Below are 22,532 nucleotides of genomic sequence, written 5' to 3' on the forward strand. Positions count from 1 at the left end.
CGGCCGTCACCGTGGCTTGATGCGCTGGCTACTACTAGCCCCTACTATCTTTAAAAACATCTTTAAAAACATCTTTTAAAAGCAGCTTTAAAAAATAGCTTTTAGCATCAGTTTTTAACATCCGCTTCAAACAGCATCAGCGTTTCCATATGTGCAGTGTGAAGGAACATATCCGCCACTGCTACTTGCTTAATTCGGTAACCCGCCTGCACAAGGTGTGCCGCATCACGTGCAAGGGTTGCTGGGTCACATGAAATATAGACCACTTGTGGCACTGGATGATGCACTAGCGCCTGACAAATTACTTCGCCACCACTGCGAGGTGGGTCAAGCACCAGCGCGTCAATAGCAGGATGGGCATGCAGCAATGCCTTAACGCTTGCGGGGTCATTCAAATCAGCCTGCTGTCCGCTAATCACTAACTGATTGTGCTCAGCGTTGGTGGCGATGCGCTCCACCATCGCGAGGTTACCCTCTACCGCATGCACAGCCGCTCCTGCTGCCGCCATCGGCAAGCTGAAATTACCAATACCGGCAAACAGATCAAGTAGCCGTTGGCCTGGCTTGGGCACCAGCCACTGGATAACCTGAGCCACCATTTGCTGATTAATCTGAGCATTAACCTGTAGAAAATCACCGGGTGCAAAACGTAGTTTCAGCGGTGGTTGCCCCTCAAGGGTCAGCGACTCTTCCAGCACTGGCGCTGCGCCATGCCAGTGCAGCGCAGGCGTTTCACGCCCCAACCAAGTGCCTAAGGCGACTTGCTCGCGTCTTGCAAAAGCTTGCCAGCGCTCGGCATCCAGAGGGTGCTCTTTTAGCTGGCGTACCAAGACTACCTGGGTGGTCGCCGTAGCCAATAATTCAATATGACCGACGAGGCGCGGAGCCTCCAAGGCCCCCAGCAATTCGCGAAGAGGCTTTAATAGCTGTTGTAGCGAATCCACCAATACCGGGCAGCGCTCAATATCTACTAAGCGATGACTATGTGCTGCACGAAACCCAAGCCGCGCATTGCCCTGGCTATCTACTTTGACTCCTAACCGTGCCCGGCGCCGATAGCCTTGATCGTCGCCCTGAATCGAGCCGATTTCGCCTAGCGTAATGCCTTGACGCGAAAACAGGTCGCGCACCACTTCACGCTTATGGGCCCGCTGAGCATCGACGCTTAAATGTTGCAAATCGCAGCCGCCGCAATGGCCAAAATGCGGGCAAGGGGGTGTTACACGCTGCTCCGACGTAGTGAGTAGTGACTTTATATGTGCTTCGTCAAAGCGCTTACGATTCAGGTGAATCGCTACCTCAACTTGCTCACCGGGCAGTGCCTGACTAACAAAAACGGTTTTACCGTTGGCAGCGTGCGCCACACCCCGGCCATCATGCGCCAAGCGCTCAATCACCAAGGGCGATGTATCATCCGCTACTGGATTGCGCGCTTTGCCACCGGGAGTGCCTGCTAGCCCTGAATGACCAGACGCAGGCCTTGGCGGACGCCTTTTTCCCAACATGGCCATGGTTATACTCCTGGGGCAAATAGGCCAGTGGAGAGATAACGATCACCACGGTCACAGACGATAAATACGATGACAGCATTCTCAGTTTGTTCGGCAATCCGTAGTGCCCCCGCCAAACTACCGCCGGATGATACGCCCGCTAAAATGCCTTCTTCACGGGCTAGACGACGCATATGCTCTTCGGCCTCTTGTTGACCAATATCCAGCGTGACATCCACCCTCGGCGCTTCAAAAATAGCCGGCAAGTACTCGATGGGCCAGCGGCGTATACCCGGGATGCTGGCACCGTCGGCTGGCTGTAAACCGACAATCTGAATCGCTGGGTTCTGCTCTTTTAAATAACGCGATACCCCCATGATAGTACCGGTGGTACCCATGGAACTGACGAAATGCGTTACTTCACCACCGGTTTGCTGCCACACCTCCGGCCCAGTAGTACGATAGTGGGCTAACGGGTTATCAGGGTTGGCAAACTGATTCAGCGGCTTACCTTCGCCTCTGGTAATCATGTCATCGGCTATGTCGCGAGCCTCTTCCATGCCCCCCGCTTTACTAGCGGAGATTAATTTAGCGCCATAGGCCGCCATGGCTTGTTTACGCTCCTCGGAAGCGTTTTCTGGCATTACCAGCACCATTTTGTAGCCTTTAATCGCGGCTGCCATGGCCAGCGCAATGCCGGTATTGCCAGATGTTGCCTCAATCAGCGTATCGCCGGGAGTAATATCACCGCGGGCTTCTGCTTCGCTAAGCATTGACATGGCTGGTCGATCTTTCACCGACCCAGCGGGATTATTGCCTTCGAGTTTGGCCAACAACGTATTGTTACGGCCTGCACTAATGCGCTTAAGTCGTACTAGCGGCGTATTGCCAACCACATCTTCCAAGGTGGGATAATTCATCGCACTTTCCTTATCGTAACCGTTATGCTGCATTATATCGGTGTCGCCTTGGACTGGACAGGCAACCTTATTGAAACAGCGAGCTTCTTTACATGTCTTTGAACACACGCCTTCTGTTTGCCTTACTCGGTTTCCCGCTGCTGGTGTATGCCATGATGAGTATATTCTTTGTGGTACAGAGCGACGCGGAAGCCCATAGCGTAAAGAAAGAGCGTCTAGAGAGTGCGGGCAAACTGCTTGCCCCAAGTCTTGGTGACGCTATCGCTGATGCCGATACTCAGCGTTTGGAGAGCCTGGCGCGTCAATTAATTAATTTAGAGGGACTGAACTCTGTCGCCCTGTTCGATGACCAGGGCAACCGTCTTTTACTATTAGGCCAATCCGAACCACCTCCCCTTAGCGCACCCACTGATCACCAACTCATCATGGATGAAAGCGTATGGCGGTTACGCTTACCGTTAGCGGCAAACCATTCGGAAAACGGTTCAGCAGTTAATCACGTAGGATGGTTAGATGCACAGATTGACACCCGCGAACTTACCCTTGGACGCTACAAGCTAATTGCGAGTCTCAGTTTAGGTGGCATGCTGTTGGGCCTACTGATGTTTTTAGTCGCCTTTGCCATCAGCCGCTATACTACCCGTCCTATTGAGGAAGCTAATCAATCCCTTTATCGCCTATCACGCGGAGATTACCGTTTACGCCTTGCACCTTCCAGAGCCATGGAGCTCGATCATCTCTCTTCCCACGTTAACGCCTTGGCTGAACACTTCCAGCAGGCTCAGCGCGATATGCAAACGCAAATTGAGCAGGCAACCAGTGAGCTGCAAGAGTCGATGGAAACCATCGAAGAACAAAACATTAAGCTCGATCTGGCTCACCGCAGCGCACTGCGGGCTAACGCAGTAAAATCTGAATTCCTCGCCAATATGAGCCATGAAATTCGCACTCCTTTAAACGGCATCATAGGTTTTTGCCGCTTGCTTGGACGCTCTTCCCTGGATACGCGTCAGCAGGAGTGGCTCCAGCATGTTCATCGCGCCTGCGATAATTTGCTCATGCTGGTTAATGACGTGCTAGATTTTTCCAAGCTTGAAGCCAATCGCCTTACGTTGGAAGAAGCGGATATCGATATCGTGTCACTGGTTGATGAAGTGATAGGTTTGCATGCGCCAGAGGCCCAGCGCAAGCAGCTAAACTTAGTAGCGATGGTTTACGACGATGTTCCCACCCCACTGTGTGGCGATCCGTTACGCATTCATCAGGTGTTGAATAACTTAATCAGTAATGCGCTTAAATTCACCCATGAGGGTGGGGTCATCGTACGCGTTATGTTGGATAACCATGAAGGCCAGCACGTGGTTCTCAACTTAAGTGTCAGCGATACAGGCATTGGTCTAAGCGATGCCCATCAGCAGGAGTTGTTCAGCGCGTTCTCCCAAGCCGAGCCGAGCCATTCCCGCCAATTTGGTGGCAGCGGTCTGGGACTCACTATTTGTCGTCAGCTTATTGAACGCATGGGGGGAGAAATCAGTGTCGAAAGTGAGCTTGGCACTGGCACCATATTCTCTTTTACCCTGCCAATGCTTGCTCATAAAGCCAATGAACGGCCACCAGAAATTAGCTTAGCCAACCCCAATGTACGTTTATATGAGGCGCATGCTCCTACCCGTCATTTGCTTGAGCACCTACTGCAGCGCTGGGAAGCTATCCCCCTTCCGCTTGACTCACCTGAACAAGAGCAACTGCTGTTGCTGGGCTTAGCGCACAGCGATTTCACTCCAGAACGGCAGCATCATTGGCAAACGGTCATTGACCAAACGCCCTGCCCCGTATTGATTTTGGCTAACGGCAACAGCTTTGATCTACCGTCGCTGCGTTTAACCCACGGCGGAGAAACACTTTACAAGCCGTTCTCCCGCGCACAATTAGTGGCGTCGCTTAAACAGCTGCTAATACCGGCATTGATACCGCTAAAGCGTGATGGCGAATTGCCCTCTCTTCCTTCTCAACAAGTATTAAAGCTGCTTATTGTCGACGACAACGCGCCTAACCGAGAACTGCTCAAAGCTATGCTTGAAACACCCCTTATACACATCACCACAGTGGAAAGCGGTCAACAAGCGCTAGAATTTGCGCGGTCAAACAGCGCGGATTTGGTGCTAATGGATATTCGAATGCCAGGTATGGATGGTGTACAAACGACTCAGGCACTGAGACGGCTTGGCAGCGCCTGGGCGCGCTGTCCGATTATCGCCGTTACCGCTCATGTGCTCAGCAGTGAGCGACAAAAATGGTTGGCAGAAGGGCTGGATGATGTGCTTATTAAGCCCATTGATGAGTCGCAGTTAAATAAGTTACTGAGCCGCTTTTTAGCAGTCAATAATCGAGTGACTAACCCCAATATCGCTCCGTCACAAAAAAACGTATTAACCAGTCATAACACCTACTATGCCAATGCCTCACCCGCTCCCCTGCCGGTCATTGATCTTGAAATTGGTGCCCGTCTAGCAGGTGGTAAGGAGTACTTGGCACGCGAGCAGTTAAAGCGACTGATTGATGGCCTTGACGAGAGCGAGCAGCACATGCGCAACGCTTTTGCGCAGCAAAATTTACCCACGCTGTTGGATTGGGTGCATGGCCTTAATGGTGCAAGCCGTTATTGCGGCGCGCCTGAACTGGCGCTGTTGGTAGAAACGTTAGAAACGCGCTTACGGACCAGCGGGCTTAGCCATGTAGAAGGCCTACTTGAAGACCTTTACCGCGCCATGGCGCGGCTCCGAGCGCAGCGTCCTTTGCTACTCAAAACCCAAGATTAAGCGCAACCCTAATAGAAATATCAAAGAGACTGGCCAAGGTATTTTCTTTAGCGTTCTAGCACCACAAAGGCGACGGCATAATCAGCTTCGTCGCTTAGCGTGATATGGCTGGCAGTGACGCCGGCCACCTTCATGAGCCGGTCGGCTTCACCGCTAAGCAAAAAATGCGGCTTACCTAACGCATCGTTAATTACCTGGATATCGCACCACTGCATGCCATCACGCAGCCCCAAACCCAGCGCTTTAACAAAGGCTTCTTTAGCGGCAAAACGCTTAGCCAGAAACGCAGCAGGCTGGGCTTTCTGCAGCCAAACTGCATGCTCATCGGGGCCTAAAATTCGCAGTGCAAAGCGCGGGCCATGGCGCTGCATAGCCCGCGCAAACCGCTCAATGCGGGCAATATCAGAACCAATCCCAACGATCATCGCTTAAAAAACCTCTGAATAGAAAACCTCTTAATAGATACTTATGGTTAGTGCCCACAACAACCATTATGAACATGATCGGTTTCGGCATGCTCATGCTCATGGGCATCCAGGGCGGCCATTAAGCCTGCCTCTTGGCCAGCGATGATCAAACGTTTCATTTCCTGCACGGCTTCTTTGAGGCCCACAAACAGTGCCCGTGCAATAATCGCATGACCGATATTTAATTCATTTACACCCGGTAGCGCCGCAATCGCTTCCACGTTGTGATAGTGTAGGCCATGACCCGCATTGACGACTAAACCCAGCGAAATAGCGTGGGTGGCGGCTACTGTTAAGCGCTGATATTCGGCGTTAGCCACTTCACTACCGGGGCGTGCTTCTGCATAAGCCCCCGTATGTAACTCAATGGTTGGCGCCCCAGCACGCTGAGCGGCGTCAATCTGTTCAATCTCAGGGTCGATAAACAGTGATACATCGCAGCCTGCTGCAGCAAGGCGCTGGCAAGCACTGGCAATAGCATCAAAACCACCGACTACATCCAGACCACCTTCAGTGGTCAGCTCTTCGCGTTTTTCGGGCACCAGACAAACATGCACTGGGCGTACTTCTTCAGCCAGGGCAAGCATCTCTTCGGTGACAGCCATCTCTAAGTTCATGCGTGTATTCAATACGTCTGCCAATATCCGAATGTCACGCGGTTGAATATGGCGACGATCCTCACGAAGATGCACGGTAATGCCATCGGCACCCGCTTCCTCGGCCACTAACGCCGCTTGAACGGGATCGGGATAGCGCGTACCTCGGGCTTGGCGAAGTGTCGCAATGTGGTCAATATTGACGCCTAACAGTATCCGAGGGGGATGCATAGTGCCTCCAACGCAGCGATAAGATAAGAGTGTTTAGATAACTTCAATATATTATGGACGATGACGACGACGGGCTAGATTAATCATCAATTCCCGCGAGCGTAAAACCGTGGAACCTAGATGGGGAGCCAACGCCGCTCGCATCACTGCCTTTAGCGCATTACCCAGCCCCTCATGCTGCCAATCCCCCAGCTCAATATAGCGTAACGTACGCCCATCCAACCCACGCTCAGCGGCAATAAATGCACGGGTCGAGGCATCAAAGCGATAGCGGAGTTGCGGGTCCAATACGCCACCATCAGGTGTCGTAAACTGGGGTGTTGCCTCCAACGTTTCCAACAGCGCCCACTCATAGCGGCGCAGTGCCAGGGCGCGCTCTGAGGGCATTGGCAATGCTTCCAGCAGCGCCGTATAGAAGGCAAACATATCTGGCGCAGGCAACTCAAGGGGTAGCAGTCGGGTGGCAATTTCATTCGCGTAAAGCCCACAGAGTAAGCCTTCACCTGCTAGCAGTGCGGTCTGTCCCCTGGACTCCATTAACGTGAGTCGTTTTAATTCGCGACTCCCCTGCCAAGTGACGAAAAGAGGTGTAAAAGGCTGTAAACGCTGGCGCGATTTTGAGCCAGGCCGCTGCCCACCATGGGCAACGGCACGCACTCTCCCGTGATTGAGCGTTAATAGGTCTACCAACGCGCTGGTTTCACGATAAGGCCGACGATGAAGTAAAAACGCCGGCTCTGGCGGCATCGCTACGCTCAATCGAGGTCGTAGCCCAAGCTTTTCAACGCACGTTCATCATCCGACCAACCACGCTTCACTTTCACCCATAGGTTGAGCATGACTTTGGTACCCAGTGCGCGCTCCATATCCAGGCGCGCTTCGCGACCAATGCTTTTAATGCGGTCACCGTTTTCGCCAATCAGAATGACTTTTTGACCCTGGCGTTCAACCAGAATCAACGCGCTAATATGGGTAACACGCTCGGTTTCGCGAAACTCTTCAATTTCCACGGTCATCTGATAAGGCAGCTCATCACCCAACTGACGCATGACTTTTTCACGCACCATTTCAGCGGCCATAAAGCGTAAGCTTTTATCGGTGATTTGGTCTTCAGGGAAGAAATGAACGCTTTCAGGAAGATGCTTGGCCACTTCCTCTTCGAGGGTATCTACCTGAGTGCCATGTTTAGCTGAAATTGGCACGATGGCGGCGAAATTGCGGCGAGCACCGACCTCCGCCAACCAGGGTAGCAGATCACCTTTTTCACCCAGGCGGTCGACTTTATTGACCGCTAAAATGACCGGGGCTTTAACGTGCTCCAGGCGCTTTAATACGGCCTGATCCTCTTCTGTCCAACGAGTACGATCGATGATAAACACCACACAATCGACATCACGCAGCGCCTGAGTGGCGGCCTGATTCATAAAGCGGTTAATAGCCTTATTACGATCTTTGGTCATAATGTGCATACCCGGGGTATCCACATAGATGAACTGGGTCTCTTCAACCGTTTTGATACCCATAACCTGATGACGCGTGGTCTGCGGGCGCCGTGAGGTAATCGAAACTTTCTGCCCCAGAATGCGGTTCATGAGGGTGGACTTGCCAACGTTGGGTCGGCCTACAATGGCAACGAATCCGCAGGTTTGGCTCATGATTTGTCTCCAGGACTTTTTTCGAGGTACGACAGCGCTTCTTCTGCCGCTTGCTGTTCAGCATGGCGGCGGCTAGGGCCTTTACCAGTGGTATGCTCAGTCAACAGGTCAATGTAGCACTCCACGGTAAAGGTCTGGGCATGCGCCTCGCCCTTTACGCAGACAACTTCATAACGCGGTAACGCGGCTTGTCGCGATTGCAGAAACTCTTGCAGCCGCGTTTTAGGATCTTTCTGAGTATCTTGTAACGAGATATTTTCTAACCGCTCTGCGTACCAATCCAGTACACGGTCGCGTACCACATCCATACCTGCATCTAGGTAAATAGCCCCAATCACAGCTTCAACGGCATCCGCCAAGATAGACTCGCGCCGATGCCCGCCGCTTTTCATCTCGCCAGAGCCAAGGCGTAAACATTCGCCAAACTCCATTTCACGGGCCAGCTCTGCCAACGTCTGGCCTTTCACTAATCGTGCACGCAGGCGCGAAAGCTGACCTTCTCGTGCCTGGGGAAAGCGCTGAAACAGCGCTTCAGCAATAACAAAGTTAACAATGGAGTCACCTAGGAACTCCAGGCGCTCATTGTTACGACCACCGAAGCTGCGGTGGGTCATGGCCAGTTCCATTAGCGTTTCGTCGCCAAAGGTATGGCCGATTCGTCGGCAAAAAGCGATCAAGGAATTACTCACAGCTCTCCTACGTCATTGACGTTAACTAAAGTGACATAACTGACTAAACACATTCTAAGCATTTGCTTCATTCAATACGCCGTACGCTGGTAAAGCTTGGCAGACCACCGTCCCAATGCATCCATACAGCGAAGGCACGCCCCACAATATTCTCTTCAGGTACAAAGCCCCAGTAACGGCTATCGTTAGAGTGATCACGATTGTCGCCCATAGTGAAGTAGTGCCCTTCAGGGACTTCTACTTCACGCATTTGCGGGCCAGGGTCACGGGGATTGTTATAAATTAGGTGGCGTGATTCGCCCAGACGCTCTTCTAATAATAGCTGCTCGGGCGACCCCATGGGTCCCTCTTCGATCAACTCTTTGGCCACCGGCTCACCATTCACATAAAGCTGCTTACCCTCATAACGAATAAGATCACCCGGCATGCCTACCACGCGCTTGATGAAATTCACTGAGGGCTCGTCGGGGAAACGGAACACCATGACATCACCCCTTTCAGGGTCGTCAACTTCAAGAAAGCGGATATTCACCACTGGTAGCCGCAACCCATAGGCAAATTTATTAACTAAAATAAAGTCACCTACTTCCAGGGTGGGACGCATTGAGCCGGAGGGAATCTGAAACGGCTCGATGATAAAACTGCGCACCACCAAGACCACTAAAAGCACCGGAAAAAACGAGCGCGCGTAATCAACGGGCCACGGCTCTTTTAGTAGCTTTTCGCGGGTCGGCTCATCTAACCCTTCCTGGGTATTGGCATCCGCCGTTGCGACACGCTGGCGACGTTTAGGCTTTAATAGCAACACGTCCAGTAGATAAATAGCGCCCGAGAGCGCAACGGCGATTACCAGTAGTAATGAAAAATCCATGGGTAGTGTTCTTTCCTAGTCGTTTACCTTGAGCACAGCAAGGAAGGCATCCTGGGGAATTTCCACACGCCCCACTTGTTTCATGCGTTTCTTACCCGCTTTCTGTTTTTCGAGCAGCTTCTTCTTACGGCTGACGTCGCCGCCATAGCACTTGGCCGTTACGTTTTTGCGCAGCGCCTTTACGGTTGAGCGTGCAACGACTTGACCACCAATAGCGGCCTGAATTGCCACGTCAAACATTTGACGTGGGATCAGTTCTTTCATTTTCTCAACTAACAACCGGCCACGATTATGAGCGTGATCGCGGTGGATGATGACCGCTAGTGCGTCCACTTTGTCACCGTTAATCAACACATCGAGACGCACCAACTTGGCCACCTCAAAGCGCTCGAAGTTGTACTCAAGCGAAGCGTACCCCTTGGAGATAGACTTAAGGCGATCAAAGAAATCCATGACCACTTCAGACATGGGCAATTCGTAGGCCAACTGAATTTGGTTACCCAAAAACTGCATATCCCGCTGGGTTCCACGGCGCTGTTCACACTCAGCAATCACGTTACCCACATACTCTTGAGGAACCAGAATGCTAGCGCGAACGATCGGCTCACGCATTTCATCCACATCAGCCATATCAGGCAGCTTGGATGGGTTGGAGACGTAGTTGACGTCGCCATTTTTCATTGCTAACTCATAGACAACCGTAGGTGCGGTGGTGAGCAGGTCAATATCGTACTCACGCTCCAGCCGCTCCTGGACAATCTCCATGTGTAGTGTGCCAAGAAAGCCGACCCGAAAACCAAAACCCAGGGCGTCAGAATTCTCTGGCACATACTCAAGCGAGGCATCATTAAGCGCAAGCTTTTCAAGCGCATCACGAAAGTCTTCGTAATCATCCGCACTCACCGGGAACATACCCGCGTATACCTGCGGTTTCACTTTTTGGAAACCTGGCAAACGTGCTACATCGGGTGTTTTAGTGTGGGTAATTGTATCGCCCACCGGCGCACCGTGAATCTCTTTGATACCAGCGACAATAAAGCCTACTTCACCAGCACGCAGGATATCGGTCTGTTTACGCGCTGGAGTAAAAATACCTACTTCCGTGGTACCCCAGTCACGACCCGTTGACTTAATACGGATTTTATCGCCTTTGCGCAGCGTGCCATCAAATAAACGTACCAGCGAGACAACACCTAGGTAGTTATCAAACCAAGAGTCGATGATCAGTGCCTGCAAAGGCGCATCTGGATCGCCTTTGGGGGGCGGGATATCTCGCACTAAGCGCTCAAGTAGCGCATCAATACCAAGCCCGCTTTTGGCTGATACTTGGCAAGCATCGGTAGCGTCAAGGCCAATAATCTCTTCGATTTCCTGGGCAACCTTGTCGCAATCCGCTTGGGGCAAATCGATTTTGTTAAGTACCGGCAGAACTTCTAGCCCCTGCTCGATAGCGGTATAGCAGTTGGCTACGGACTGCGCTTCCACGCCCTGCGCCGCATCAACTACTAGTAGCGCCCCTTCACAGGCGTAGAGAGAGCGCGACACTTCGTAGGAGAAGTCGACATGTCCTGGGGTGTCGATAAAGTTAAGCTGATAAACCTGACCATCGGCAGCGGTGTAATCCAGCGTGACCGACTGCGCTTTAATGGTAATGCCACGTTCACGCTCGATGTCCATGGAATCGAGTACTTGCTCTTTTAACTCACGTTCAGTTAACCCTTCGCAGGTCTGGATCAGACGATCTGAGAGCGTCGATTTACCGTGGTCGATGTGCGCGATGATAGAGAAGTTACGTATGTGCTTAAGCTTTCCGTTGGGAACGTCTTGGGACATCGAGTCTGTTCTGCCTTAGTGGTACGCAAGCGGCCTTACAAGCAGACCGCTTCGAGAATTCGAAGCTCGAAAACAGCAGCCGTTTGAACTGAAGGGGCTATTTTCGACAAAAAGATATCCGCTATTGTAGCGATATGCGCAGGATAGGAACAGCAGTCCGGCGAGAACCGCCGGACTAGAGGTGAAAAAAGATGATTATTCTAGACGAAGTGCCACGAACAACGAGCGCCCCTCACGGAACAGACGCAGTGGAATAGCGCGATCAGTGGGTAGGCTTTCGACAATCTGCACCAGCTCCTCAGATGAAGAGACGCTGCGATGATCAATACTCACCAGCACATCGCCAGGGCGGATACCGGCGGTTGCTGCCACGCTATCAGGCTCTACCTGACGAACCTCAACACCGCCCTGGATATTGAGCTGCTCGCGCATGGCATCGTCAATTTCTGCCACCATCAAACCAAGGCGCACCTGATTATTGCTAGTGGTTTGTTCGGTCTCGCCTTCTGCATTTGGCCAGCTACCCAGCTCCACCGACTCAGAAATCTCTTCACCATCACGCATTAAGGTGAGCTCAACTTCACTGCCTGGAGCACCACGGCCAATCAAACGCGGCAGGCTGCTTGAGCGTTCAACTTCCTCGCCATTCACTTCAAGGATGACGTCACCCGCTTGCAGACCACCCCTTGCCGCTGGGCCTTCTGGATCAAGATCAGCAATCAACGCGCCAATTGCATCGTCCATACCGAAAGATTCTGCTAGATCCCGCGACACCGGCTGAATCATTACGCCTAACCAGCCGCGGTTAACCCGCCCATCTTCACGCAGTTGATCTGCTACATCCATGGCTACATTGATGGGAATGGCAAACGAAACCCCCATAAAACCGCCGCTGCGGGTGAAAATTTGCGAATTAATACCAACCACTTCTCCGTCTAAATTAAACAGAGGGCCACCGGAGTTTCCGGGGTTGATAGCCACGTCGGTTTGAATAAACGGTACGTACGCGTCACGTGGCAAGGTGCGATTAATCGCACTTACAATGCCCGCAGTGACGGAGTGATCAAAACCAAAAGGTGAGCCTATAGCAGCGACCCATTCTCCTACTCTGAGCGCATCTGAATCGCCTAGTGTGAGCGTTGGCAAGTCACTGGCATCAATTTTTAATAACGCCACATCGGTTTGTGCGTCGCTGCCAATGAGCTCTGCACTCATCTCACGGCGGTCGTTAAGTCGCACGAGAATTTCATCTGCGTCTTGAACCACGTGCGCGTTGGTCATCACGTAGCCATCATCACTAATGATGAAACCAGAGCCTAAGGATTGACGCTCTTCACTACGACCTTGGCCACTACTGGGTGGTGACGGGAAGCTATCACCAAAGCCCTCTCCAAAAAAATGACGGAAAATCTCAGGAATTTCCTGTCCGCCGAACCCAGGAGCACTACTGCGCTGAACCATTCTACTGGTTGAAATATTCACTACCCCAGGGGCAGCCTCTTCAACCAGCTCGGTAAAGTCAGGCAAGTTCTGCGCGTTAGCGACTGGTCCTAGGGTTAGCAACGCAACAACGCAGACCCATAGAGTGGATGGGAGAACCAAGCGTTTCATGCAAGCGCTCCTACTTGAGGTGATAGTAATCAAAGGCGGCGCAACTCATAGTGAGGTGCAGGCCAACTAACTGACCAAACACGGGCGAAAGCGTTCACTTTGCCCACGCAATAGATATTTAACACTGATAGCGCCACTTACCAAGGTAACAAAAAAGGTCAACGGAGCAAGCCAAACAGCTCCATTCAATAACGAAGCCAAACCGGATAGGAGTAATGCTGCAATAAGTGGCAGTGCGTAAATACAAAAAGCCAGCAGCGTAATAGAGGTACGCGGCAGGCTAATCGTGACATGACTTCCTATAGGGTAAAGCTGCTCTACTTTCGCATGCTTATTCGGCACAGTAATGGCAACGCGCTGACTGCGCCGCCGGGACAGCAGCCCTAAACCACATCCGCGGCCTTGCGCGCACTGCTCGCAGCTTTCTTGAGCAGATATCTCGACGACAGGACCATGAGCGGTATAGTCCACAACATTACCGGTGCGTAACAGTGAAGCGCAGGAACTGGATGTTACCATTCAATTTCTCGAGTGTTCTCGTTGCAAGCTCTCTTCATCGAAAGTGATTAAGCTGACAATACGCTGAAGAGTGGCGACAGGTAGTTCACCGATGGCAACTAGCTGCCAGCGGCCCTCGTCAGTGGTGTAGTGCTGAATAGCCACGGCAGATACACCCAATTGCTGAACACCCTCTTGCAGATCGTTAGTATCTTCTGAAGAAAGAGGCTCTACAAAAACACTCACCGTGGCTAGGCCGTCGCTATAGACACGCTGATGGACATCACCCTCTGAAAAAGTGATCGGTTGGGCAACAAAACCTTCAGGCAACCACGTCGTGTGCCAGGGTGTATTCAAAGCCACCTGAGGGGCGTCGACGCGAACACTACCCGTATATCTTTCGGGTGACTGTAACTGAGTAATTTGGAAGGTTTCAATGACCCGCCCCTGCCGATCATTGAGTACTTGTTTGAGCAGCAGCCCAGTATCGCGATCTATCCACCACTCATGGGCAAAACGCCACTCATCGAGAGGTTCGAAATCGAGTTTAACAGCATCTCTGCCTGCTACACGGGCATTCTCTTCAAGCTCAATCGTGTAAAGCTGATCAAGATGCGCCGCCCATTTCGCGGGCGAAGGCAGCTCTCCATTACTGTTCTCTTCGGTCCAGGCAAGCCTTCCTACCGGTGAACGTCTCTCGATACTGACAGAAGGGCCATCAAGATACTGCACTACCTGTTGGCGTATGCCATCCTGAATTCGGTGCGAAAGCGCTAATGTCCGAACATCCACCGCATCAATCGCGACAGCTCTTGCCTGAAAAGCATAACAGTGGCTAGCCCACAAACCGCGCTCAAGCCACTGTATCGCATTATCCGGCATATCTGCCTGGGGTGTCCCAGCACACTCATAGCCTACATGGCTTTCTGAGTCTTCCGTATATACTTGGGGTGAAAACAACCCCACCGCCACTACCAGCACCCATACGGGCTTAGCTCGCCAGGAAACTATCACTCTAAGCATTCCCATTTTGAGCATTCCCTACTCACCTAGTGAACACATTCGCAAGAGGTGGTATACATTTTAGCGTTGACCTAAAGGTTCAGTCACCGCTGAAGATCGCATTAACGGCATCCAACTATCACCACTACCGTAAGCTGCACTTTGCGTATGTTGCTCTAAGTAGGATTGCAGTAAACGAATCTGGTCTACATCAATATTAGTGCCTTGCGAGGCACTAACACCCTGAGGTGCCTGTGCAGAGAAGCCAGCGTCACTAACATTCATGAGACCACTTTGAGCTGACTGCCCACTAAGACGAAATGGGGTAGGCTCAAACATCGGCATCTCAGTACGCGAGGCGACGGCAGGTTGTGACCCTAGATTCACCGGCTGTACTTGCACAGCGGTAGTAGTACCAGGTGATGTCGTAGCAATTCCGCCACCGCTTTGACTAACGGTCGAGTCGTTGCCAAAAAACTGTACGCCAGTAATCACCATCAGCGACACAGCAGCAGCAACACCCGCGCCACGAGCGAATGAGATTCCTCCTGAACGCGTCGCCACCTGAATATGGTCGTCGTGCATCGAAGGCACAGGCTCATCGCGCAACTTGGCCATAATACCAGCAGAAAGATCGACACTTACATCAACACCCCGTTCACGTTGCATCATGCTGCGTGCAAGGTGATAACGCCGCCAGGTGTCTGCAGCGTCAGCATCATTTGGCAGTGCCTTCAACACTCGGCGCAGCTCAAGATCATCACTTTCACCATCCATTAACACCGAAAGTGATTCCCGTGTGTTTTGACTCATACTTCACACCCTCACACTGTTTAAAAGAAGTACTGGAACGACAGTCGCTCTTTGAGCACTACCACACCGACGACTTCACAGGCCAAAACCCTGTTATCAATCCTAAATTAACAACGCTTGGCTTACTCAACACAACAAACGTATTAATTAGGATAGTCACGCTTTATGACGCTCTGTACGCCAGACAGTTCACTAAAAAAAGCAAAACCTTAATTTCTGACGAAGGCATACCAGTACAATCATATCGCTTACTTGCTAAGACTATCACTCATCACGACTGTTCCGTGCCGTAGACACAAACGGCCGAATATGTTCGTCCACCGCCTCACGAGCACGGAATATTCGCGACCGCACAGTGCCTACCGGGCACTGCATTACCTGGGCAATGTCTTCATAAGCTAAACCATCCAATTCACGCAGGGTGATTGCCGTGCGCAAATCATCGGGTAGGTTTTCGATTGCTTGATACACCGCGGCCTCTAGCTGGTCTCTGGCAATCGCTGCTTCTGGTGACTCAGCGTCAGCTAACCGGCCACTTTGGTCGATAATTTCAGCATCGACGATATCCAAATCACTGCCGGGAGGACGTCTGCCTCGTGAAACTAAATAGTTTTTGGCAGTATTAATCGCAATACGGTACATCCATGTGTAAAAGGCACTCTCCGCACGAAATTTGCCTAGCGCGCGGTACGCCTTGATAAATGCCTCCTGTGCCACATCCTGAACCTCAGAGTGGTCATGTACATAGCGGCCAATAAGGCCAATAATTTTATGCTGGTACTTCTTTACCAGCAGATCGAAAGCGCGCGTATCGCCTTTTTGAGCCCGTTCAACAAGCTGTTGGTCTGTTTCCCGAGTGCCCATTCACACGCTCCTCCAGCTCGTACGGCGTGCGCCGAGCCCCATTCCTATTAGCCCTAACAAGTGGGCGTTCACAGCGAGCAGCATAGCGTCCCTTGGGCATTGATTAACAATAGAGTGATATAAAAAGGCGAACGTGTCGCCCAAACCAGTTACTGCATTCTATGACAAAGCTATTTATCACAAAGCTACGTTTTATAAAGGTACTGTATTTTTAATAACAAAGGGTCAGTGTTACGCGTTCAACGAATCGCTTCAAGACATGGCAGCAATCGCCATTCTTTTTCCTCAAACCCAGCGGCTGACACTTTTCATTCATCTATAGTTCCACAACAATTGATTTTTACTGCCCTGGCAAGCCATAGTAGTCGCCACTTTAATCGCCCCCACTTCTTCAGCCATTACGCAAGCACAGGTAGCAAGATGTCAGAACAGCAGGTTAATAATCTTAACGTCCTCGCTCAAGACGTTCTCACCACGCCGGAAGCTCTCAAAAACGCCGTACCGCTAACGGATGCAGCAGAACGTAGCGTAATTGAAGGCCGTCAAACCATTCAAAACATCCTGGAGGGCACCGACCCGAGACTGCTCGTAGTGGTTGGCCCATGCTCAATTCATGACGTTGAAGCAGCGCTGGATTATGCCCGCCGCCTACGCACGCTTGCCGATCAAGTGAGCGACAGTCTATATATCGTTATGCGCGTCTATTTTGAAAAGCCGCGCACAACCGTAGGCTGGAAAGGCCTAATCAATGACCCTCACCTCAACGACTCCTTTGAGATTGACGAAGGGTTGCACATTGCTCGCAAGCTACTAGTCGATCTCGCCGAAATGGGCTTGCCGCTCGCCACTGAGGCACTGGATCCTATCTCTCCTCAGTACTTGCAAGATTGCATTAGCTGGTCCGCAGTTGGCGCACGCACTACAGAGTCGCAAACGCACCGCGAAATGGCATCAGGCCTATCCTGCCCTGTCGGCTTCAAAAACGGCACCGATGGCAGCTTAGATGTTGCGATTAACGCATTAGAGTCCGTTGCCAGTCCACATAATTTCCTGGGTATTAACCAAGCAGGCCAGGTCGCGATTATTCGCACCCGCGGCAATGCTTACGGTCACGTGGTCCTTCGTGGTGGCAATGGCAAACCTAATTACGATAGCGTTAGCGTTGCACTTGCTGAGCGCGAACTGGCCAAAGCCAAGCTTTCACCCAACATCATGATTGACTGCTCCCATGCCAACTCAAATAAAGATGCGGCTCTTCAACCTCTGGTATTGGAGAACGTTACCAACCAAATACTGGAAGGTAACACCTCCATTATCGGCTTAATGGTCGAGTCCAACATTGGTTGGGGCAACCAAAAACTGACCTCGGATCTTAGCCAACTACAGTACGGTGTTTCCATCACCGACGCCTGTATAGATTGGGATACCACGGTAGAAGCATTCAAACGCATGAACGAAAAGCTTACCGACACACTGGTTAAGCGTATCACTAAGTAGCTTTCAAACCCCGCCACGGCGGGGTTTTCAGTTACTGGCTGATCTCGCGCCGAAAAGGTGGCAGTGCATCCAGCAGCGCCTGCCCGTAGCGACGGGTAATCACACGCTTATCCAGCAGCGTGATAGTACCGTGATCGCTCTCTTTACGAATCAAACGTCCACAGGCCTGAACCAGCTTTATAGACGCATCTGGCACGCTAATGCGCATAAACGCATTGCCCCCCTGACTCTCTATCCATTCCGCCAATGTGGCGCCAACAGGATCATCGGGCACCGCAAACGGCAGCCGCGTAATCACCACATGAGTCAGGTAATCACCGGGTAGATCAATCCCCTCGGCAAAGCTTGCCAAGCCAAAGATAATGCTACCCTGGCTACGATCAACCGCCGCCCGGTGACGTTCAATAAGCTCACGCTTAGGCAGCGCGTCCTGAGCGAGCACGCGCCCTTTCACACTGGCAGGCAAGGCCTTGTCTACCGCTCGCAGTTGAGCACGGGACGAGAACAGCACCAGTACCGCCTCCTTATCTTCCAACTGCGAGACAAAGCTGACGATAGCTCGCTCGTGGCCTTCCCTGTCGCCAGGGTCGGTGGCTTCTTTAGGCACACGCAGCACGGCATTTGCATAATCGAAGGGGCTTGGCAGCGCCTGATAGCGATAGCGATTGGCAAGCCCTGCCCGCTCCTGCAGACGCTCAAAGCGCCCAAGTGCGGTCAATGTCGCCGAGGTAACCACTGCTCCATGACAGCGCCCCCATAAATGCTTGGCCAGGGTATGTGCAGCAGAAACGGGACTGGCAGAGAACTCCACCTCCGGCTCACCTGCAACACGACTCAGCGTAATCCAGCGAGCGCTGGGTGCCTCATTGGCAACATCCTGCTCACTAAATGCTTGCCAAAGTGCATGCGCTTCTAAAGAACGCCCATGAAGCAGCGCCACCAAGGGCAACCAAGCCTCTGCCTGCTCACGGTCAAGGCCGGTCTGCTTATCAGGATCCAGGCTTTCACGCAGAATATCGCTAATGCTTTCCAAGCAGCGCGACAGCGAAGCAAACATCACCAATAGCTGCTGCGCTTGCTCACGCAGGGCATCGGGCACCTGGCCTTTCTCAAAACGCGATTGATGGGTAGCCTCTTCGTCGGCCAAACCGTTTGGCCGCCCGGCCAGTTGATACCCCATGCTAAACACATCGCCCAGAGCAGGCTCAAGGTTATGAATAAGCTCTGGCAAGCTAACCAATAAGCGAGCCACTGTAGGCTGAATGGCCAACGCCTGATGAAGATCGGTCAAACTGCTTTTTAGCGTTTTAAGCCAGCGCAAGCAGCCATGCACCGCAAAGCGGTGAGCAAAGTGGGAAAGCGCCTTCTCTGGCAGGTGATGACCTTCATCAAATACAAAGATGCAGTCAGCGGGATCAGGCAAAATAGCGCCACCACCCAAGGCCAAGTCGGCCAGCACTAGATCGTGATTGGCAACGATGACGTCAGCATTTTCAAGCTCGCGTCTGGAACGAAAGAACGCGCAGGCACCGAAGTGGCCGCAGCGCCTGCCAGTACATTGGCGATGATCCACCGTCAGCCGTCGCCAGTGGGCGTCTTCTATTGCCTCGGGCCAATTATCACGGTCACCTTCCCACTCGCCTTGGCCATAAGCTTGCGCCATATCGCTGGCAATCACGGTGAAGTCACTACTTTGCGTTTGCAGCGACTGTTCGAACAGCGACAGCGTTGGGTTAGGCTCAGTGCCTTCGAGCGCCTGATCCAGCCGCGCCACGCATACATAGCGACCGCGCCCTTTGGCTAATGCATAGCGAAAGGCGATGCCACTGTGGCTGGCGAGTGAGGGTAAGTCCTGATTAAGCACCTGCTCTTGGAGAGCGACCGTGGCTGTTGAAATAATTAGCCGCTTGCCACGCGCTTTAGCGATTGGCAAGGCAGCAATCAGATAGGCCAGGGTTTTGCCGGTACCGGTGCCTGCTTCCAGCACGCAGACATGGGTATCGCTAGTCCGCTTGCCCTCGCTGTCGCTCTCAATATTACCGAGGGTGCGGGCAATTTCAGCGATCATCATGCGCTGGCCGTAGCGTGGGGTTAGCTCAAGGTTCTCCACCACGCGACGGTAAGCGTCTTGAATTTCGCTTTTGAGGGCTGTATCAAGCATACCGCTTAGAGCATACCTTCCGGCGGATGCACGCAGGGTAGCTTGTCATTGATATAGCGTTCGATTTCCGGCAACGAGAAAGCATCCTCTTCGCCGACGAAGCTAATCGACACACCCTTGGCACCGGCACGGCCAGTACGGCCAATACGGTGTACATAATCTTCCGGGTCTTCAGGCAGGGTGTAATTAATGACGTGGCTTACGTCTTCAATATGGATCCCACGGCCAGCAACGTCGGTTGCGACCAGCACCTGAATTTCACCTTCGCGGAAGCTCTCCAGGGTTTTGATACGCTGCCCCTGAGGCACATCGCCGGAAAGCATGGCAACGCTTACGCCTGCTTTTTTTAATAAATCATCCAGCTTGCGCACTAAATCACGACGGTTACCGAAGACCATGACACGCTCAAAGCTTTCCTGCTGGAGCAAATTCACCAGCAAACGCTGCTTGTCATCATCGGAGACCATATACACGCGCTGATCAATGTCCGCCTGATTTTCAACGGTGACTTCGATCTCAACGTGGGCAGGATTCAATGTCCACTGGCTTGCAAGATTCAAAATATCGTCAGTAAAGGTGGCCGAGAAGAGAAAAGTCTGGCGCTCTTCTTTTTTCGGCGTGTAGCGAATAATCCGCTTCACATCAGGAATAAAGCCCATCGACAACATACGATCTGCTTCATCCAGTACCAATACTTCGACTTCATTAAGGTCAATATCGCGTTTCTGATGGAAATCCAACAGACGCCCTGGCGTTGCTACCAGAATATCGATCTTACTACTCAGGCTTTCACGCTGCTTTTGATAGTCCATGCCGCCGACGACACTAGCAACATTAAGCTGGGTGAAGCGTGATAACGCTTTAGCATCTTTTTCGATTTGCAGTGCCAGCTCGCGGGTAGGCGCAATAATCAGCGCGCGCGGTGCACCTGGTTTTTGACCCTCAGGTGTTGGCTCTTCGAGGAAGTAGGCCATCACAGAGATCAAAAAGGCCGCGGTCTTACCGGTTCCCGTTTGCGCTTTGCCGACAATGTCACCACCTAGAAGCGTTTGGCGCAGGGCCTCAGCTTGAATAGGTGTGCAGTACTCAAACCCTTGGGCATGAATAGCGCGCATTAATGGCAGCGGCAGATCAAAGTCATGAAAGCGCCATTTGCCGGCCACGGCGGGCACCTGAAACTGACGAAGATCCCAGTTCGACTGGCGACGACGCGGTTTCCGACGGCGGCGCTTAGGCTTGCGGTTCTGGGCCGGTGCTGTGGTCTGTTCCGACTCGCTCATAGGCTGTCTATCTGTCCATTGCTGTGGAGGTTAGGCATCTTGACGTGCGCATTGTACCAGGGCTTGGCGATAAGAGCGCGTCCTGCTGTCGAAGGAGCCCCAAGGCCTGTTAGAATAGCGCTCAAATCGACGTTAGGAGCGCGACATGACGCGTAAGAAAAAAACACGTTCACTGGCCGACAAGGTGACTATTCGTACCGGTCGGCGTAAAGATTATAAAAAGTGGCGCCACGACAACCCCGATCAAGTCGCCCCTTCGCGCCGTTTTGTGGCTAAAAAACAGCAACAGCGCAAGCTCCAGGCCGTCAGAAAACTTGCTCGCCAACAGGCTGGACAGGAGATTGCTATTCACCCTGATAAAGCTGACAGCGGCGCTAACAAACCTCAGGGGGATGATGCGTAATGCGTTTGGTTTCGTTCAACATTAATGGCATCCGAGCACGCCTTCCTCAGTTACAGGCGCTGATCGATACTCAGCAGCCAGATGTGATTGGGCTGCAAGAAACCAAGGTGCAAAATAGTGAGTTTCCATTAGCCGACGTTGAGGCAATGGGCTATCACGTCTTTTATCATGGCCAAAAAGGCCATTATGGCGTTGCATTAATGTGCCGCCAAGCACCTCAAGACGTATTTTACGGCTTCCCCGATGATGATGAAGACGCCCAGCGTCGCATGATCGGCGTTCGCCTGCTGGCCGACGATGGCGAGCCTGTCACGGTATGGAACGGTTATTTTCCTCAGGGTGAAAACGTTACCCACCCAACTAAATTTCCCCATAAAGAGCGCTTTTACGGCCAGCTAGCGCGACTGCTAAACGATCAGCATCGCCCTGACGAGCGGCTGGCAGTGATGGGTGATTTTAATATCTCCCCTGAAGATCAGGATATCGGCATCGGCGAAGCCAACCGCAAGCGCTGGCTGCGCGAAGGTAAAGCCAGCTTTCAGCCTATTGAACGCGAATGGCTCGAAGGGATTAAAGCCTGGGGGCTTAGTGATAGCTATCGCCTCTGCTACCCACAAACCAATGACCGCTTCAGTTGGTTTGACTATCGCTCCAAAGGCTTTGATCAGGAGCCTAAGCGCGGTCTGCGCATTGATTATATTCTGGTCACCCAGGCGTTAGGTGAAAAAGTTACTGACGCGGGCATCGACTACGACCTTCGCGCCATGGAACGCCCTTCTGATCACGCACCTACCTGGAGCGACTTTGCTATTTCGCTTAAAACTTAGCTCGC

20 protein-coding genes are annotated in these 22,532 nt (G+C 52.2%); 4 read left to right on the top strand and 16 right to left on the bottom strand.

The features are described from left to right. Positions 1–107 precede the first annotated feature (107 nt). The gene (gene rlmD / locus ACQKE4_RS14045) at positions 108–1,511 is read right to left on the bottom strand and encodes a 23S rRNA (uracil(1939)-C(5))-methyltransferase RlmD (RefSeq protein WP_427389035.1); all 1,404 of its coding nucleotides are present in this window, start codon (positions 1,509–1,511) and stop codon (positions 108–110) included. Between the two features lie 2 nt (positions 1,512–1,513). Next, entirely contained in the window at positions 1,514–2,410 is an 897-nt protein-coding gene (gene cysM, locus ACQKE4_RS14050; protein ID WP_427389036.1) for a cysteine synthase CysM, read from the bottom strand. Between the two features lie 92 nt (positions 2,411–2,502). On the opposite strand from cysM, the gene ACQKE4_RS14055 reads away from it, so the two are divergent. Further along, positions 2,503–5,229, top strand: a complete 2,727-nt coding sequence (locus tag ACQKE4_RS14055; RefSeq protein ID WP_427389037.1) for an ATP-binding protein — start codon at positions 2,503–2,505, stop codon at positions 5,227–5,229. A 47-nt stretch (positions 5,230–5,276) separates the two neighbouring features. Here ACQKE4_RS14055 and acpS read toward each other — a convergent pair whose 3' ends face one another. From acpS to rpoE, 12 genes are all read right to left on the bottom strand, one after another. Further along, positions 5,277–5,654 (bottom strand): holo-ACP synthase, encoded by a 378-nt coding sequence (gene acpS / locus ACQKE4_RS14060; RefSeq protein WP_427389038.1) that lies wholly within the window; start codon positions 5,652–5,654, stop codon positions 5,277–5,279. Between the two features lie 47 nt (positions 5,655–5,701). Continuing rightward, the gene (gene pdxJ, locus ACQKE4_RS14065; protein WP_427389039.1) at positions 5,702–6,523 is read right to left on the bottom strand and encodes a pyridoxine 5'-phosphate synthase; all 822 of its coding nucleotides are present in this window, start codon (positions 6,521–6,523) and stop codon (positions 5,702–5,704) included. A 51-nt stretch (positions 6,524–6,574) separates the two neighbouring features. Next, complete coding sequence (recO, locus tag ACQKE4_RS14070; protein ID WP_427389040.1) at positions 6,575–7,270, bottom strand: DNA repair protein RecO; 696 nt, start codon at positions 7,268–7,270, stop codon at positions 6,575–6,577. Between the two features lie 8 nt (positions 7,271–7,278). Next, positions 7,279–8,178 (bottom strand): GTPase Era, encoded by a 900-nt coding sequence (gene era / locus ACQKE4_RS14075; protein ID WP_427389041.1) that lies wholly within the window; start codon positions 8,176–8,178, stop codon positions 7,279–7,281. Next, a complete protein-coding gene (rnc, locus tag ACQKE4_RS14080) occupies positions 8,175–8,867 on the bottom strand; it encodes a ribonuclease III (RefSeq protein WP_427389042.1) in 693 nt (230 codons plus the stop codon). Before rnc ends, era begins: the two co-directional genes overlap by 4 nt. Positions 8,868–8,934: 67 nt before the next feature. Further along, a complete protein-coding gene (lepB, locus tag ACQKE4_RS14085) occupies positions 8,935–9,738 on the bottom strand; it encodes a signal peptidase I (protein WP_427389043.1) in 804 nt (267 codons plus the stop codon). Positions 9,739–9,753: 15 nt separating this feature from the next. Further along, positions 9,754–11,571, bottom strand: a complete 1,818-nt coding sequence (lepA, locus tag ACQKE4_RS14090; protein ID WP_427389044.1) for a translation elongation factor 4 — start codon at positions 11,569–11,571, stop codon at positions 9,754–9,756. Between the two features lie 195 nt (positions 11,572–11,766). After that, the gene (locus ACQKE4_RS14095) at positions 11,767–13,182 is read right to left on the bottom strand and encodes a DegQ family serine endoprotease (RefSeq protein WP_427389045.1); all 1,416 of its coding nucleotides are present in this window, start codon (positions 13,180–13,182) and stop codon (positions 11,767–11,769) included. A gap of 66 nt (positions 13,183–13,248) precedes the next feature. Continuing rightward, positions 13,249–13,701 (bottom strand): SoxR reducing system RseC family protein, encoded by a 453-nt coding sequence (locus tag ACQKE4_RS14100; protein ID WP_427389046.1) that lies wholly within the window; start codon positions 13,699–13,701, stop codon positions 13,249–13,251. Continuing rightward, positions 13,702–14,709: a MucB/RseB C-terminal domain-containing protein gene (locus ACQKE4_RS14105; protein ID WP_427389047.1), complete on the bottom strand. Its 1,008-nt coding sequence runs from the start codon at positions 14,707–14,709 to the stop codon at positions 13,702–13,704. It lies immediately after the preceding gene. Between the two features lie 54 nt (positions 14,710–14,763). Continuing rightward, a complete protein-coding gene (locus ACQKE4_RS14110; protein ID WP_427389048.1) occupies positions 14,764–15,495 on the bottom strand; it encodes a sigma-E factor negative regulatory protein in 732 nt (243 codons plus the stop codon). Between the two features lie 264 nt (positions 15,496–15,759). After that, positions 15,760–16,359 carry an RNA polymerase sigma factor RpoE gene (rpoE, locus tag ACQKE4_RS14115; protein WP_427389049.1) on the bottom strand — a complete coding sequence of 200 codons (600 nt, stop codon included), beginning with the start codon at positions 16,357–16,359 and terminating at the stop codon, positions 15,760–15,762. Between the two features lie 420 nt (positions 16,360–16,779). Here rpoE and ACQKE4_RS14120 point away from each other — a divergent pair, with 420 nt between their 5' ends. Next, a complete protein-coding gene (locus ACQKE4_RS14120; protein ID WP_427389050.1) occupies positions 16,780–17,856 on the top strand; it encodes a 3-deoxy-7-phosphoheptulonate synthase in 1,077 nt (358 codons plus the stop codon). Between the two features lie 31 nt (positions 17,857–17,887). On the opposite strand, the gene dinG is transcribed toward ACQKE4_RS14120, so the two are convergent. Together dinG and rhlB are read right to left on the bottom strand one after the other, a co-directional pair. Further along, positions 17,888–20,017 carry an ATP-dependent DNA helicase DinG gene (gene dinG / locus ACQKE4_RS14125; protein ID WP_427389051.1) on the bottom strand — a complete coding sequence of 710 codons (2,130 nt, stop codon included), beginning with the start codon at positions 20,015–20,017 and terminating at the stop codon, positions 17,888–17,890. A 5-nt stretch (positions 20,018–20,022) separates the two neighbouring features. Then, positions 20,023–21,297: an ATP-dependent RNA helicase RhlB gene (gene rhlB, locus ACQKE4_RS14130; protein WP_427389052.1), complete on the bottom strand. Its 1,275-nt coding sequence runs from the start codon at positions 21,295–21,297 to the stop codon at positions 20,023–20,025. A 145-nt stretch (positions 21,298–21,442) separates the two neighbouring features. Here rhlB and ACQKE4_RS14135 point away from each other — a divergent pair, with 145 nt between their 5' ends. Both ACQKE4_RS14135 and xthA read left to right on the top strand, forming a co-directional pair. Continuing rightward, positions 21,443–21,700: a hypothetical protein gene (locus ACQKE4_RS14135; RefSeq protein WP_427389053.1), complete on the top strand. Its 258-nt coding sequence runs from the start codon at positions 21,443–21,445 to the stop codon at positions 21,698–21,700. Continuing rightward, positions 21,700–22,527, top strand: coding sequence for an exodeoxyribonuclease III (xthA, locus tag ACQKE4_RS14140; RefSeq protein ID WP_427389054.1), 828 nt, complete (start codon positions 21,700–21,702; stop codon positions 22,525–22,527). The genes ACQKE4_RS14135 and xthA overlap by 1 nt, the downstream gene beginning before the upstream one ends. The last annotated feature ends 5 nt before the right edge of the window (positions 22,528–22,532 follow it).

The sequence above is a fragment of the Halomonas sp. NPDC076908 genome, from assembly GCF_050269715.1.
In the GTDB taxonomy this organism is placed as follows: domain Bacteria; phylum Pseudomonadota; class Gammaproteobacteria; order Pseudomonadales; family Halomonadaceae; genus Vreelandella.